Raw genomic sequence first — 16,996 nt, forward strand, 5'->3', positions numbered from 1 at the left:
GTTGAATAAAAAGCTAAATAAAAAATAATGTCAGATAAGATAAATAGCTAACGTAAAAAAGCCACTCTAGACACCAAAGAACTTGGATTTAGAGTGGCTTTTTTAGTTTTGTATAATCTATAGCTTCAAACTACAGCAACTATGGTAATAAACGTTTGGTTGTCCAGCCTGTATTACCTTCATTGTCGTCGCCGCTACTCTGCGTATACACAATTCGGTCATGCATCCGATTGGCGCGACCTTGCCAAAATTCAATACTTTCAACCGTAATTTCATACCCACCCCAAAACTCTGGCGTTGGCACGTTAGTGTTATCAGGGTGCTCTGCTTGAAGCTGTTCAAACGTTTGCTCCATGACTTCACGATTAGCTACCTCACCACTTTGCGGTTGACTAACCCAAGCGCCTACTTGACTATCATGAGGACGCTTTTGGAAGTAAGCAGCCGATTTATCAGCATCAATTTTAGCGATACTACCACTGATACGGACTTGACGCTCCAGCTCATGCCAGAAGAATAATGCTTCGGCATTAGGGTTTTCTGCGATATCCTGCCCCTTCGCGCTTTCGTAATTGGTATAGAAAACAATACCTGTCTCAGTAATCTCGCGTAGTAACACAATACGGACACTAGGCTTATTGTCTGCGCCACATGTCGCCAAACTCATTGCATAAGGCTCTTGCACCTTTTGCGCTAGCGCTTCATTCATCCAAGCTTTAAAAAGCTCGAATGGTGACGTTGGTACTGACTGTTGGTCAAGCTCACCTTTCTCGTATGAGAGGCGTTGGTCGGTAAAGTCCATGCTCATGGCAGTTCCTTATTTGAAAACTATAATATTGTTGTCTTGAATATCAGTCATTTAGATATCAGTCATTATCTTGAATACCACTTATTGCCTCAAATACTATTAGCCTAGTACCGATTGTATAAGATCAGCTAAGTCATTAGCCATTACATCACATTCTATTTCATCATCTGATTCTACCATCACGCGAATCATAGGCTCTGTACCTGACTGACGTATCAACAGACGACCACGACCCTCTAGCGTTGCCTGTGCTTTATCAAAAGCAGCAACCAACTCCTCATGTTTAAATGGATCTTGCATTTGAGACAAACGTACATTGACTAGTTTTTGCGGTAACACCTCAAAACCTTCAACAAGTTCACTTAGCGCACGCTCTCTGGCTTGCATGACTGCCAGTACTTGCAAACCAGCAATGATAGCGTCCCCTGTGCGACTTTTGTCTAAACAGAGAATATGACCAGATGGCTCACCGCCCAATATCCAGCCATTAGTTTCTAAGTCCTGCATCACATAGCGATCACCCACCTTTGCACGGGTAAATTGAATGTCTGCATCTTTTAGCGCCAGCTCTAATCCCATATTGCTCATGAGCGTGCCGACAACACCTTCAGCTTTAGTTTTACCTTGGGTAGCAAGTACATATAAGATACCATCGCCGTCGACTAGCTTACCCGTCTCATCAACCATTATAATACGATCGCCATCACCATCTAGTGCAATACCGACATCTGCGTCATGCTCAAGCACAGCCTTTTGTAAGCTTTCAGGATGAGTAGAACCACATTCAGCATTGATATTAATGCCGTCTGGCGTATTATTGATGGCAATCACGTTGGCACCCAACTCGCGCATCACTCTAGGTGCTACGCTATAGCCTGCACCATTGGCACAATCCACTACTACCGTCAGATGACTGAGGTCATATTGATAAGGAAAACTGCCTTTGCAAAACTCAATATAGCGACCTTTAGCATCATCAATACGATTGTTCTTACCTAAATTTGCAGGATCAAGAATAGGCATCATAGCAACGTCACTACTAACGTCGTTCATAATTGCCGTCAATTTATCATTGATTGCAGTTTGCATCTCATCAGTAAGTTTTTTGCCGTCACCTGAGAAAAACTTGATACCATTATCATAATAAGGATTGTGCGAGGCTGAGATAACCACGCCAGCATCTGCATTAAAGCTACGGGTCAGATGCGCAATCGCTGGAGTTGGCAGTGGTCCAAGCATATAAACATCAACACCAGCCGCATTAAAACCTGCTTGTAATGCTCCCTCTATCACATAGCCTGATAGACGCGTATCTTTACCAATCACCACACTTGGCTTACGCGTAGGATTTTCATTTTTTTCTATGAGAACAAGCCCAGTGACGTAGCCTAGTTTTAAAATAAAATCCGGTGTAATTGGTAATTCACCAAATTTTCCGCGAATTCCATCAGTGCCAAAATAGCTCATTATGTGTTCCTCAAGTCAGAAAAATAAAAGGCCAAACGTATACGCAGGCAATACTATTGTTGTAATAATCTGTTTCTGTATTTTACAAAAAAAACAGCCAACAATAACAGAGCATTGTTGGCTGTTTGTATCTTAAGCTCGCTGCAGCCTTACGTCTCAGCTAACATCAATACATTTTAAATCTACAAAAGAGAAGTATTTCACGAAACGATCTAGTTTACTCGATAGTTCGGTGCTTCTTTAGTGATTTGCACATCATGCACATGCGACTCTTTCATACCCGCTGAGGTTACTTTGATAAACTGCGGATTGGTACGCATATCTTCAATCGTGGCAGAACCCGTATAACCCATTGATGAACGTAAGCCACCAACCAACTGATTAACGATGCCCGCAACTGGTCCTTTATAAGGAACACGGCCTTCGATACCTTCTGGTACTAGCTTCTCTACGCCGTCTTTTGCATCTTGGAAGTAGCGGTCTGAAGAACCGTTTGATCCTGACATTGCACCCAAACTACCCATACCGCGATAGGCTTTATAGTAGCGACCTTGGAACAGCTCAACTTCACCTGGCGCTTCTTCAGTACCAGCCATGAGTGAACCAACCATGATGCATGATGCACCAGCAGCGATTGCTTTTGCCATGTCACCTGAGTAACGGATACCACCGTCAGCAATCAATGGAATGCTGTCTTTTAGGGCACTAGCAACATTATCAATGGCTGAAATTTGCGGTACACCGATACCTGCGATAATACGCGTGGTACAGATAGAACCAGGGCCGATACCTACTTTTACTGCATCAGCACCTGCGTCACGTAAAGCGATTGCAGCTTCACCTGTTGCGATGTTGCCACCGATTACTTGTACATGCGGGTAGTTTTTCTTGATCCAAGAGACTTTATCGATCACGCCTTTTGAGTGACCGTGCGCAGTATCAACGACGATAACGTCAACATCAGCAGCGATTAATGCTTCAACGCGTGCCTGCGTGTCTGCACCAGTACCAACAGCCGCGCCAACACGTAGGCGACCTTGTTCGTCTTTACACGCATTTGGATTGTTTTCAGCTTTGGCAAAATCATTAACAGTAATCAAACCACGCAGGCGGAAATTATCGTCAATGACGATGACTTTTTCGATGCGGTGCTCATGCAACAGTCTTTTGATATTCTCGTTGCTTTCACCTTCATGCACAGTTACTAGCTGCTCTTTAGGCGTCATGATCTGGCTAACTGGCAATGACAAATTGGTCTCAAAACGCCAATCTCTATGGGTAACAATACCCACAACGTTATCTGTGCCTTTTTCGACTACAGGTACGCCTGAGATATTGTTATCTTGAGTCAAACGCAGCAATTCACCGATCGTCATCTCTGGATGTACGGTGATAGGATCAACGACGGTACCCGCTTCAAATTTTTTGACACGGCGTACTTGGGTGGCTTGCTTTTCGATATCCATGCTCTTATGCAAAATACCCATGCCACCAAGCTGTGCCATAGTGATAGCCATTTCAGACTCAGTCACCGTATCCATCGCCGCAGAGATTAACGGAAGATTAAGTGTGATGTTTTTGGTCAAACGAGTAGACAGATCAGCAGTTTTTGGCAGAACTTCAGAATAGGCTGGTAATAATAAAACGTCATCAAAGGTTAAGGCTTCATCGACAATTCGCAACATACAGACCCCTAGTGGTGGTTATTTTGATGGGTAGGAGCTCAGGGTCAAGCGTATCAATCATTGCAGCTGCATACACAGTGCTGACTCATCGCCAACCACTCAGTTATCCTATAAAAATAACGCCACATTATAACAAATAAGCACCTCACTGACACACTATATTTGTCAGATTATTTTACACAAGTGCGTCTTCATCGATGTCAGTCATGTCTCAAACCATTCATAGCTCGCTTTTAAAGCTAATCAGGCTCGCAGAGCTCATCGCTATTCCCAATCTCTAGTCGCCTTTTGTTAACGTAAAGCGCTCTGTAGGTAGATATTTGTTTTGCTGCGCATGCAAATAACCAAGCATGTGCTCCCGTATCTCACAGGCCAGCGTCCATGCTTCTATAGGCCCTACTGATGAAACAGCGCCGCGCAGTTGAATGGTATTTTCGGTCACATCAACCACATACATTTCGGGTTCCGTTTTATTATCCCAAAGCTTATTGTCTTTGACCATCGATATAAATGCCTCTCGGATAGCGTCGATATCTGCGCCATAATCGATATACAAAAACACAGGACAGGTCTGATGAACTTCTGTATGCGACCAGTTTTCTACCCGTTCAGTGATTAGCTCACGCATCGGCACGATCAATCGTCGCTCATCCCATGTTTTTAGCACGGCATACGTGTAACGCAGGTCTTCAACCGTACTAAAATTACCATCCATTATCACACTATCGCCAATCCGTACTGGCTGCGTCACTGCTACCTGCACACCAGCGATGATATTCCCTAATATTGGCTGTGCTGCAATACCGATAACCACACCTGCAATACCCGCTGAAGTCAGTAACGTCTTGCCAAGGCCTTCCATATTGGCAAATTCACTAAGACCTATCCAGAAACTTCCCAAAATCATCGCGAAAATAAACACACGACGGAATATCGATACATAGGTACGGCGGCGACGTTCTTTATCAAAATGCTCTGCAGCCAAATTTTCAATCTGCATGTCTTGATAGCGATTGGCAAAAAAGTTAATGATACGAATACCCAACCACATGGTACTAAATACCAGACCAATCCAAATAAGTGGACGAGTAGATGAGGCGACTGCATCTAAATAGGGGAAACCACCAGAAACCAAGGTAAAAACCAGTGAAAAACTGATGGTAAAAGTTAATGGTACTGTTAGTTTACTAACCAAATCTGCGACACCGTTGGTACTGCCAACATACATGCTGTATTTTTCTTCATCGATATAATGATTGATGATCTTTGCAGTACCTTTACTCAGTAGCCAACCCATACCCATGGTTAATAAAAAGAACAATATGAGCGCTGAGAATTCCCATAACGCAATTCCAAAAAACTTTAACTTTAACCAAGTGGGCAAATAACGCTCGAACTCAGCTGGATGATACTGCTCATAGAGATTATCAATATTGCCTACTGTCTGCGCCGAAAACACCCAAACAGGGGCTTCATCTCCCACTCGCACTCGCTGCAAATAAATAGGAACACGGCGCTCGCGATAGTCAACATAGCCAAGCTGAATAGAGCGTCTAGCAATACCCATGACACTGCTATTATTACCAAGCGGTGGTTCAATTAAGCCATCGGGACGATCTGGCATATCGTCGAATACATAGAGTTCTTTTTCGGACAATAAGAAATCCAGTCGCTTTGTGAGATCAAGTGCACGGCTACGTTGACTTTTCTCATCAATCAAATTCATGTTTAGTGCGTAAGCGGCCAAATCATACTGCTGCTTCATTAACGCTGATTGAAAAAACTCTAAGGCTGCAAGCGGTGTTTCTAAATTAGGTGGCTCAGATAACGGCGGCAACCCTGCATTTAGTTTATCGAGTATATAGTAGCTCTCACTGTATTCTCCAGTCAGTGCCGTATCACCTTGTAGCCTGCCTGCCTGCTCTACTGCGTTACGCTCAGTAGGATCAAAGATCTCTTCAGTAATACCAGAAATACTGACACTCTCATCTTTAAGCGCATTGACTTGCTGAGTGGCATATTCAGCAAAACTATCAGGCTTACTAGGCGTTTGTTTTTCTGACTCGCTCGTACTCTGTCCATTTTCACTATTTGCGGCATAAACAGGTGAATAGATCACACTTATAGCGACAATGAAAAAGCCCAACAATACTTGCAGCACATGGCTTTTAAAACGACTTTTCTCTACATCTAATTGATGATTATCATCTGAGCGCAAAACAGCACAATGATTGTTCATAGGATTGTCTTTAAGAGTATTCATGTTTTCAAAGCCATCAGTCTACAAAAGGAAAGTATAAAAAATATATCGCTGCTGCTTTAACCTAATTCAGTAAGCAAAAAAAAGCCAGCCTAAAGCTGACTTAATTTATTACGAGATTTGTAGCTACTTACCCTATAAACGGCAAAAATTATTTTAAGCGCGGCGCCATGTCGTGCCAGCACGGCTGTCTTCGAGCTCAATACCCGCCTCTTTTAGTTGCTCACGTATCTCATCAGCACGAGCAAAGTTTTTGTTGGCTTTAGACTCTGCACGTTCGATAATTAAATTATCAATAACCGCATCCGTTAAACCATCTTCTGCCTGATCACCAGTCATTGCTTGCAAAAACTGCTGCACTGGCTGCTGTAAAATATTTAATACCTGAGCCAATGCTTTTAGTTGCTGGGCTAATTGCCATGCGGTATCGACGTCTTCCGCTTTAATGGCTTTATTGATATCGCGAGCCAATCCAAATAAGACGCTAATGGCCGTCGAGCTATTGAAGTCGTCATTCATCGCCTTTATGAAGTCTTGTCCAACCGCGCTATTGTAAGCTTCGGCCACTAAATCTTCATTTATTGCGATTGACTGTCCTTTTTGCTGCTCAGCCAATTTTAGTGCATTGTATAATCTGCTTAGGCTATTATGCGCTTCATCTAAGGCGCTATCAGAGAAGTTAACTTGGCTGCGATAATGGCTCGATAATAAGAAAAAACGCACCGTCTCAGGTAAGTACTTTGCCATTACATCACGAATGGTAAAAAAGTTGCCCAATGATTTAGACATTTTTTCGCCATCGACATTGATAAAACCAACATGCATCCAGTTGCGTGCATACTCACAACCAGTTGCTGCCTCAGATTGGGCGATTTCGTTTTCATGATGCGGGAACTGTAAGTCATGACCACCGCCGTGAATATCAAAGGTGCTACCTAAGCACTTAGTCGACATCGCTGAACATTCAATATGCCAGCCTGGACGCCCTTGACCCCATGGTGATGCCCACTGCGGCTCGTCAGGTTTTGCCGCTTTCCATAGTACAAAGTCAAATGGATTGCGTTTATCATTTTCAACTTCGACTCGCGAACCTGCCTGCATATCGTCCAGATTGCGCTTAGATAATTTGCCATAACCGTCAAAGCTATCGACGGCATAATAGACATCACCGTTGTCGCCTGCATACGCATAGTTACCAGTGACCAACGTCTCAATCATATTCTGCATATCATCGATATGATCGGTCGCACGTGGCTCAGCATTTGGCATCTCACAACCAAGGGCTGTCGCGTCTTCATGCATCGCTTCAATAAAACGCTGCGTCAATGTACCAATCTCTTCACCGTTTTCAGCAGCACGGGCAATGATTTTATCATCGATATCAGTGATATTACGTACGTAATTCACGTCGTAACCCAAACGTGCCAACCAACGAACAGCCATATCAAAACCGACCATCACTCGCGCATGACCAATATGACAATAGTCATAAACGGTCATGCCGCATACATACATACCAACCTGCCCTGCTTTGAGTGGTACAAACTGACGCTTGCTGCCAGTCAATGAATCGTAAATGGCAAGTTGGGACATCGCATCTGCAAGTGGTGTGGTCATAGTAAAAAAGCCTTGTAACGTAAATAAAATAGAGAAATGGGAAATCTCAGCCGCCGTGTATGAATAAGCCATACCAACGACTGTAACTATAAATCAAGAAAATAAAAAATTCAGACCAAAAAACGTCGTGATATAAAACGTAACCCATTATCTTAGCGAAAACAGGCGTAAAATACTACAATGAGCGTGCAACTAACGCTATTCAATCATAAAAACCGTTAAGGATGTAAAGATGGGCAATCGCTTAAGCAAAATATACACACGTACTGGAGATGATGGCAGCACTGGTATGGCTGATGGCAGCCGCCTTAGTAAAGCGGACGATCTATTTAGCGTCATGGGTGACATCGACGAGCTCAACTCGCATATTGGCTTGGTACGTGCGCAATTAAAGCACAATAAAGGGCAATCTATAGAGAAAGAGTTCTCTGAAGCCTTGGTCATCATTCAGCACTTGTTATTCAATATAGGCGGCGAGCTTGCCATGCCAGAGTATGAAGGGGTTAATGCCACTCATATTGAATGGTTAGAGCAGCAAATAGATATGATGAATGCCACATTGCCACCGCTAAAAGACTTTATTTTGCCGACAGGTTCTATATTGGTGAGTCAATTACACGTGGCGCGTAGCGTATGTCGCCGCGCTGAACGTCAAGCTGTGATATTGCAGCAGCAGCGTCCACAAGCGATTCGAAGTACTGCTGTCAGCTTTATCAATCGCTTATCTGATTGGTTATTTGTTGCTGCACGCTTCTGTACAGACCCAGAAAAAGTCTCTGAGGTATTGTGGGACAGTCAAGCATTGAAAACGTTCACTGACAGTCAATAATACAAACTAAGTATTTAACAATAAATAGCTTAAACACAAAAAACCCCGCGACATGATTGTTGCGGGGTTTTTATTATTCAGCGACAGTAATTCGGTTTACTGGATATCGCTATCTCTTACTACAATGATAAATTAATAAGTCGCGCTGTTGTCTTCAATGATGACCATATCAATGGTTTCATCTTTAGGTACGGCTTTTGGCGTGGCTGGCTTGCTAGGCTCGGCAGCTGCTGCTTGGGTGTTTGCAGTTGAACTGCTCTGACTTTCAGCAGGCTTATTGATGGTTGGCGGCGGCGTAGGTTCAGTTGGACGAATTGGCTCAACTGGCGTTACGGTTCTTGGCTGACGGATTGGCGCTGTTTGAGTCGTATCGTTGTTCTGTGTTGCACGGCGCTCAGCAGCACGTTGGGCGCGTTGCTCATCCATTGCAGTTTTAAATACAGAACCTGCCATCACATCTGCAACGACAGTAATCAAAGCAGGCTGACCTGCAATACGCGTACGCACTTGACCGCCTTGAGTACCGACGATGTAAGTGAACGCGTCATCAACGAGCATATTGTTATTGATACGGATATTGTCTTGCGCTAAACGCGATTGTAGACTTGGCTGATTATTGGCCGCTTGTACCTGACTGGCTTGATACAAGTCTTCACTTGGTAGCGTCATGCCGACACTTGCTTGGCAGGTGGTCATGCCGTTCTCATTGGCTTGTTGCAAGATCGCAGCGTTTTGAACGTCAATGACAACACCATTGGTTTTTTCGCTAACCACACCATTTGCTAAACTGATTTCAGCATCATTTGCATAATTGGCAGCCAATGACTGTGCTTGTTGATTGAGCGTATTCTTTAGAGCTGACTTAAGGCGATCTTGCACCATAGGATCATCACAACTGATCGCAGGCGCAACACTATTTTCAGCATCGACCGTCTCTTGTTCTGTTAGCTCTGCCTGCTCAGTAGTGTCTTCTTTATCTGAGCGATCACAGCCTGCAAGCGCCAAACCACATACCAATCCAATCCCAGCAACTTTATGCCACTTGCTCAAACTTATATTTGCTACGCTCATACTAACTCTACTCCCAATTTACAGGTTCGTACCGCCACTGACTGACAGTGTTCAACATTCAAATCGCAACGCTAGCTGCTACAGATATGAAAACCACATCATTATACGGTGTTTAAATCAAATGGTCATTAGTGTAGCCCATGGATATACAAATAGTGCCCCTCATTGTGGAAAAAACCTGCGTTTGGTTGCAAAAACATAACAAACATTCGCAGATTTGGACTTTAAAAAGTCATATTCAAAAAAGTACGGATTGCATCGCAGTTTTTGTTAGACGTCGTTGATATGACGCTATATGATTGGGCATAAAAATCATCGATAATTGGTGCATATGATAAATTTTAGAGATACGTTATTACTAGGTCATCGAGGCGCACGCGGTGAAGCGTTAGAAAATACCTTTTCAGGCTTTCAATACTCTCAAAATCTTAAGTCAAGAGGCTTAGCAGGCGTAGAGTTTGATATACAACTAAACGCTGACGGTCACTTAATCGTATTCCACGATGACGATCTAGAGCGTATGTGCGGTCGACAATCACGTATTGACCAGTTAAAACTGACTGAGATTCAATGCCAATTGCAGTTTGGCCAACCCATTATGACATTGGCAAGCATAGCGCCTGCACTTAGTGGATTTAACGTTATTGAGCTGGAAATTAAGACGCATAGCCGTACCAACTATGCAGTATTGATTGCAGCGCTTCGGCAGGCATTTATTAATACACCTCTTGCCAGCTTACCAGTTGTATTGACGAGCTTCGATGTAGAGTTACACAACCGTTTGCAACGTCACAAACTATTATCTCATATGCCTCGCGGCTTGCTCATTCGTACGCCAGAAGCGTTGGCAAGCGCGACCAATACCGCATTGCAACTCGGCTGTATTCAACTGGGCATTCATTATCCGCTTTTGACCCAAGCTATCATCAAGCATAGCCACCGTTATGGATTGCCCGTAAGTGCTTGGACGGTTAATGATATTCCCACCATTGAGCAGCTCGTCAAATGGCAGACTGATGTCATCATTACGGATTTTCCAAGTCATTTGCTGTTACCTTAACCGATTTAACTGTACTTTTTTGATATTTAATCATTTTTTCGATAAACGCATTCTTTCCTACATATCTACCCTCCTTGTTACACTTCTCCTTCATGTCTGATAAGTCACTCGTATTTTTGACCAATACATTCTATAATCCATACAAGTTATTGTTATTTAGCAATATTTTTATAGTGTATAAGTGTTCACTTTACACGCTTTTTAAGGTACTATGGTGGCTTAAATTAATACCGTTAGGGATATTATATGATTGCAAAAAAAGCACTTGGCTTACCGCTTAAAGGCTTACGTTTCGCTATCAAATCTGGTGACACGCTTGTAAAGACCGCCAGCACTCAAGTAACGCGTTTTAAGACTCGTTTTGATGAGAAAAAAGCGCAAATGGCGCTTGATGAGCAGCCTGTTGCAAAACGCAATTATGCTAAAGCTTCTGAGCAAGCGGATCTTTCTGCGCAAGAGCAAAGCATTGATATGCGCGAGTTTGAATTTACCAAAGCACCGATTAACTGGATTCCGGCGACTATTTTGGTGGCGACGCCGATTGCTGCTGCTATCATTACGCCGTGGTACTTGTTCACTCATCAAGTGAGCGCACCTGTTTGGGGTGTATTTGGTGCCTTTATGGTATGGACTGGTATCAGTATCACGGCGGGTTACCATCGTCTAATGGCGCATCGTGCTTATAAAGCGCATCCAATTGTTAGAAACTTTTTATTGCTTGGTTCTACCCTAGCGGTACAGGGTTCTGCGTTTGATTGGGTTTCTGGTCACCGTACTCACCATCGTCATGTAGATGATCGTTTGGATGATCCGTATTCAGCACAGCGTGGATTCTGGTTCAGTCATATTGGCTGGATGCTACGTAACTACCCTAGCGGCAAGTTCGACTACAAAAACATTCCTGATTTGACTAAAGATAGAGTTTTACAGATTCAGCATAAATACTACGGTCTATGGGTAGTTGCCATGAACGTTGGTATGGTTGCCGCTATCGGTTGGTTGCTTGGTGATGTTTGGGGTACGTTGGTTATCGCAGGCCTACTACGTTTGGTATTGACGCATCACTTTACGTTCTTCATCAACTCGTTCTGTCATATGTTTGGTACACGTCCTTATACGGATACCAACAGTGCTCGTGATAACTTCTTCTTGGCTATCTTTACGTGGGGTGAGGGTTATCATAACTACCATCACTTCTTCCAATACGACTATCGTAATGGCGTGAAATGGTGGCAATATGACCCAACCAAATGGTTAATCGCTGGTTTATCAAAACTTGGTTTGACTTCTGAGCTGCGTACTGTTGATGATACGACTATCAAACATGCAGAAGTACAAATGCAGTTTAAGAAAGCTCAGCAGCAAATCGATACAGCAGCAGTAAGCGGTATTGACCTTCCTCATGCGATGAAGAGCTTCCAAGACCGTATTAAGTTTGAATATGATGCCTTTACGCAGACTGTTGAAGAATGGCAAGCGCTAAAAGCAAAAACTATCGAGCTTAAGAAAACAGAGTTTGCCGATCGTTTGCATGAAGTTGATGATAAGTTAAAGCATGATTATGCCAAAATCGAACAGAAAATCCTTGAGCATAACAGCAATCTAAAAACCGCTTTCCGCTCTATCGGCGCGAACGAAAAAGCTGCTTAATTAATCTCTGATTAGTTTTATAATTTTGAAGCTTCTCCATCCCCCTATCCGTCCTAGATAGGGGGATTTTTTTTGCTTATAATTTATCGCTTATGTCATTTTAGCTACTTCTAATGACCTTATTATCATAACAAATGGTCAAATACCTTGGCTGAACCATTGCTTTCTCTAATCCAAAAACAATAACCATCCATCATATTCAGTTAATTAAAGAACGAAACTTTATTTTTTGGTTAGATATTACAAGAGACGGACAGAGTGCAACGATGCCATATGAGAGCTATGCTATAGTGACATTCTCACTTTTATATTTTAATGGAAACGGCCTGTATGCGTTATCAAAACACTTACGTCAACCTAGACACGCGCCTTTATCATGAGCAGCCACCGACGCCACTAGACAATCCTCGTGTCGGTCACTTCAACACTCAAGTTGCTAAGCAGTTAGGCTGGACAAACGACGAGGACTTGATGACTAACTGGGTTGAGATATTGGGCGGTCAATACGTGCCAGCTGATTTCAAACCACTATCGATGGCCTATGCTGGTCACCAGTTTGGACAGTGGGCTGGGCAATTGGGCGACGGACGCGGTTTACTCATGGCGCAGGTACTCGATAATGATGGGCAGCCACAAGACTTGCATCTTAAAGGTGCTGGCTTGACGCCCTATTCACGCATGGGTGATGGACGAGCAGTCTTACGTAGTACTATTCGCGAATACCTGTGCGGTCATGCATTGACCCAGCTTGGCATTCCCTCATCTAACGCTTTGGGGTTTGTGGTATCTGATACGAGAGTGCGCCGTGAGCGTATCGAAGTAGGTGCAGCGTTGATGCGTGTGGCAGACAGTCATATACGTTTAGGTCATGTCGAATGGATTGCCAGCTTTGCCCCTGATGTACTGGGTGAGTTCACTGATTATATGATTGACACTTATTATCCAGAGTGCCGCAATAGCGAAACGCCTGTCTTAGCTTTCTTGACCGCAGTGGTTGAACGTACGGCTCGTATGATTGCTGATTGGCAATTGATTGGCTTTGCTCACGGTGTCATGAACACAGATAACTTATCTATCACAGGCAGTACTTTGGACTTCGGGCCGTTTGGCTTTATGGAGCGCTTTAATCCTGCATGGATTAATAATCACTCAGACCACACTGGTCGCTACGCTTATCAGAATCAGCCTGCTATCGGGCATTGGAACCTAAACGTTTGGCTGCCACACTTTATGCGTTTAGAAGGCGTCACCCGTGAGACGCTTGCTGAGTGTTTAGCGCCTTACGAAGCAACCTTTATGCAGCACTATCAGCAAGGTCTGTGCCGCAAGCTTGGCTTACCGCATCAAAGAGAAAGCCTCAGCTTAGCCTTTGAATGGTTGACACTATTAGAAGACAACTTGCTCGACTATACTAATAGCTTTCGCGCCCTACTCGGTTTGGTCGCACCAGCAGATTATCCTTATGAGCAAAAGCTACTGGCTACCATGACCACTGAATTAAGCGTTGAGGCGCAGCAAGTATGGCAAGACTGGTCAGCACGTTATCTGGCACAGATTGAGCAGCTGCCACTTGAGCAGGCAGTTAACGACATGCAGACCAACAATCCTGTTTATGTCCTTCGTAATAGCATGGCGCAGCGTGCAATTACTGCCGCAGAGCAAGGTCAGTTTGAAGAAGTTGATCGGGTATTCCGTTTACTGGCCAATCCTTACATTGTGCAAGATATCGCTAATGATTTAGATAGCAGTGCGCCTGCGCCTGATACACCGCAGATGCCTATTAGCTGCTCATCTTAGTAGTTGCTTGTCTTAGCACCTTTCAATTCTGTAATATTTTGAAACATTATGAAATTAAGGTTGATATCTAGACGCATTTTTTGGCATTATCAACGAGATAAATAACGAATATCATTTTATTATATTATTCGCATAATTCATTGTTGTTGACTAGGCAGTGAATTAGCAATAATGCTAGAATGAATATTTTAGCTAGTTTGCTTTTTTGACCTGATCTTTGATCGTCGACCATGATTCTGATGGTCGTGAGTCGTTTAACGTTTTTATACCTTTCAATTATTATCATTCAATGATTTTTGGAGGGTTAGACGTTGTTTTTTATCACCATTTAATTTATTCCAATTTATTCCAACCATGGCAATTATTATGAATGACGATACCACTTCGAATACGGATAACCTCAGTACAGAAAAAGAGCAGTTTGAACAAGCTGCCTTACATTACCATGAGTTTCCACGCCCAGGTAAAATTTCGGTAACCCCTACTAAGCAGCTAGCCAACCAACGTGATTTAGCACTCGCCTACTCTCCAGGCGTTGCTGTACCTTGTCTTGAGATCCAAAGAGATCCAAAACTTGCGTCTAAATACACTGCACGTAACAACCTAGTTGGTGTTATCACTAACGGTACTGCTGTATTGGGTCTGGGTAATATCGGTCCATTGGCATCGAAGCCAGTCATGGAAGGTAAAGGCGTTCTATTTAAGAAGTTCGCAGGTATCGACGTTTTTGATATTGAAATTGCTCAAAACGATCCAGATAAATTCATCGAAGCGGTTGCCTCGCTTGAGCCTACCTTTGGTGGTATCAACCTAGAAGACATCAAAGCACCAGAATGTTTCAAAATTGAGCGCGTACTACGTGAGCGCATGAACATTCCTGTGTTCCATGATGACCAACATGGTACGTCAATCATCGTTGCCGCAGCCATGCTAAATGCTTTGTTGATTACTGGCAAAAAAATCGAAGAGATTAAAATTGTTTGTTCAGGCGCAGGCGCAGCAGCCATTTCTTGCCTAGATATTATTTGCGCACTTGGCGTTAATAAGAACAACATTATTGTTTCAGACTCACGCGGTATCATCAATACTAGCCGTGAAAACCTTGATGAAACTAAACAGCGTTATGCTCGTGATATCACGGCTACTTCTATCGAAGAAGTCATGGACGATGTCGATATGTTCCTAGGCTTATCAATGCCAGGTACATTATCAGAAGATATGGTTCGCCGTATGGCAAAAGACCCTATCGTCTTTGCACTTGCCAACCCTACACCTGAAATCATGCCAGAATTGGCCCATGCGGTACGTCCAGACGTCATCATGGCAACGGGTCGTTCAGACTATCCAAACCAAGTAAACAACGCGCTATGCTTCCCGTATATCTTCCGCGGTGCATTGGATGTTGGTGCAACCACTGTTAACGAAGAGATGAAAGTGGCTTGCGTAAAAGCAATCGCTGCGATGGCACATGTTGAAGCCACTCCAACTACCAGTGCTAGAAACATCGAAAAGATGCAGAGCTTTGGTCGTGACTACTTAATCCCAGGCCCTCTAGAGCCAAATCTAATCATTGAGATCGCATCTGCTGTTGCCAAAGCAGCGATGGATTCAGGCGTTGCCACGCTACCGATCGATGACATGCAAGCCTATCGTCAGCGTCTGTCTGAGTTTGTTTATAACTCAGCGTTTGTGATGAAGCCAATCTTTGCTCGTGCTAAAGCCGATCCAAAACGTATCGTGTACTGTGAAGGTGAAGACAACAACATCTTGCTTGCTGTACAAGTGGTCGTTGATGAGAAGTTAGCACAACCTATCTTGGTTGGTCGCCCTTCAGTTATCGAAGCCAATATCAAAAAACTGGGCCTACGTCTAAAAGCTGGTGAGAATATTACCATCGTCAACGTTGATGACGATCCTCGCTACAAAGACTACTGGCAGGGTTACTACGAGAAGAACAAACGCCGCGGTGTAAGCATTGAGCTTGCTCGTCGTGATGTTCGCCGTAAGACGACTTTGATTGGTTCTTTGCTGGTTGAAAATGGTGCGGCAGATGGCATGGTATGTGGTACCTTTGGCCATTACCAATTGCATCTAAAATACGTTGAAAGCGTCATTGGCAAAAAACAAGGTATGAACGACTTCTATGCGATGAATGCGGTACTCATGCAAGATCGTAATATCTTTATCGCTGATACTTATGTCCATGAAGACCCAACAGCTGAACAATTGGCTGAAATGACTGTCTTGGCAACGGATCAGCTACGTCGCTTTGGTATTACGCCACGCGTCGCGCTAGTGTCTCATTCTAACTTTGGTGCTTCAGATCGTGCCAGCGCTGTCAAAATGCGCAAGGTTCATGAACTATTAACAAATATGAATGTCGACTTTGAGTTTGAAGGCGAAATGCAAGGTGATGCCGCGCTTAACGAAAATATTCGTCTAAACGATATGCCATCAAGCCCATTGAAAGGTGCAGCGAACTTGCTTATCTTGCCAACCCTTGATGCCTCAAACATCGCTTTCAACCTGCTTAAAACAGCGACTGGCAGTGCTTCTATTGGCCCTATCCTATTAGGTACTAATAAGCCGGTACACATTTTGACGCCATCAGCGACAGCGCGTGGTATCGTTAATATGACTGCATTGACCGTCACTGAAGCGCAAGACCTAGAAAACGAAAAATAGTCATATACCATACACAGTATGAATGCACTATAGTCAGTTCAATATAATTTGGATACAAGGAAGCCGA

At 43.6% G+C, this 16,996-nt stretch carries 11 protein-coding genes; 5 read left to right on the top strand and 6 right to left on the bottom strand.

Annotated features, from left to right (window positions below):
* Positions 1–139: 139 nt before the first annotated feature.
* From pdxH to cysS, 5 genes are all read right to left on the bottom strand, one after another.
* Positions 140–802 carry a pyridoxamine 5'-phosphate oxidase gene (pdxH, locus tag AK824_RS08030; RefSeq protein WP_057762513.1) on the bottom strand — a complete coding sequence of 221 codons (663 nt, stop codon included), beginning with the start codon at positions 800–802 and terminating at the stop codon, positions 140–142.
* A 105-nt stretch (positions 803–907) separates the two neighbouring features.
* Positions 908–2,275: a phosphoglucosamine mutase gene (gene glmM, locus AK824_RS08035; RefSeq protein ID WP_057760532.1), complete on the bottom strand. Its 1,368-nt coding sequence runs from the start codon at positions 2,273–2,275 to the stop codon at positions 908–910.
* A 212-nt stretch (positions 2,276–2,487) separates the two neighbouring features.
* The gene (gene guaB, locus AK824_RS08040; RefSeq protein ID WP_057760534.1) at positions 2,488–3,960 is read right to left on the bottom strand and encodes an IMP dehydrogenase; all 1,473 of its coding nucleotides are present in this window, start codon (positions 3,958–3,960) and stop codon (positions 2,488–2,490) included.
* 277 nt (positions 3,961–4,237) lie between these two features.
* Positions 4,238–6,223, bottom strand: a complete 1,986-nt coding sequence (locus tag AK824_RS08045; protein WP_227511135.1) for a mechanosensitive ion channel family protein — start codon at positions 6,221–6,223, stop codon at positions 4,238–4,240.
* 153 nt (positions 6,224–6,376) lie between these two features.
* On the bottom strand, positions 6,377–7,837 hold the full coding sequence (gene cysS, locus AK824_RS08050) for a cysteine--tRNA ligase (protein ID WP_057760538.1): 1,461 nt from the start codon (positions 7,835–7,837) through the stop codon (positions 6,377–6,379).
* Positions 7,838–8,069: 232 nt separating this feature from the next.
* On the opposite strand from cysS, the gene AK824_RS08055 reads away from it, so the two are divergent.
* Positions 8,070–8,666, top strand: coding sequence for a cob(I)yrinic acid a,c-diamide adenosyltransferase (locus AK824_RS08055; protein ID WP_057760540.1), 597 nt, complete (start codon positions 8,070–8,072; stop codon positions 8,664–8,666).
* Positions 8,667–8,798: 132 nt separating this feature from the next.
* Here the strand turns inward: AK824_RS08055 and AK824_RS08060 are convergent, their stop codons facing one another.
* A complete protein-coding gene (locus tag AK824_RS08060; protein WP_057760542.1) occupies positions 8,799–9,737 on the bottom strand; it encodes a hypothetical protein in 939 nt (312 codons plus the stop codon).
* A gap of 331 nt (positions 9,738–10,068) precedes the next feature.
* Between AK824_RS08060 and AK824_RS08065 the strand changes: the two genes are divergently transcribed.
* The 4 genes from AK824_RS08065 to AK824_RS08080 all read left to right on the top strand — a co-directional run bounded on the left by AK824_RS08065 (position 10,069) and on the right by AK824_RS08080 (position 16,929).
* Positions 10,069–10,797, top strand: a complete 729-nt coding sequence (locus AK824_RS08065; protein WP_057760544.1) for a glycerophosphodiester phosphodiesterase — start codon at positions 10,069–10,071, stop codon at positions 10,795–10,797.
* A gap of 471 nt (positions 10,798–11,268) precedes the next feature.
* A complete protein-coding gene (locus AK824_RS08070) occupies positions 11,269–12,447 on the top strand; it encodes an acyl-CoA desaturase (protein WP_191115423.1) in 1,179 nt (392 codons plus the stop codon).
* Positions 12,448–12,777: 330 nt separating this feature from the next.
* Complete coding sequence (locus tag AK824_RS08075) at positions 12,778–14,244, top strand: protein adenylyltransferase SelO (RefSeq protein WP_057760548.1); 1,467 nt, start codon at positions 12,778–12,780, stop codon at positions 14,242–14,244.
* A gap of 366 nt (positions 14,245–14,610) precedes the next feature.
* Positions 14,611–16,929 (top strand): NADP-dependent malic enzyme, encoded by a 2,319-nt coding sequence (locus AK824_RS08080; protein ID WP_057760550.1) that lies wholly within the window; start codon positions 14,611–14,613, stop codon positions 16,927–16,929.
* Positions 16,930–16,996 lie beyond the last annotated feature (67 nt).

The sequence above is a fragment of the Psychrobacter sp. P11G3 genome, assembly GCF_001435845.1.
In the GTDB taxonomy this organism is placed as follows: Bacteria; Pseudomonadota; Gammaproteobacteria; order Pseudomonadales; family Moraxellaceae; genus Psychrobacter.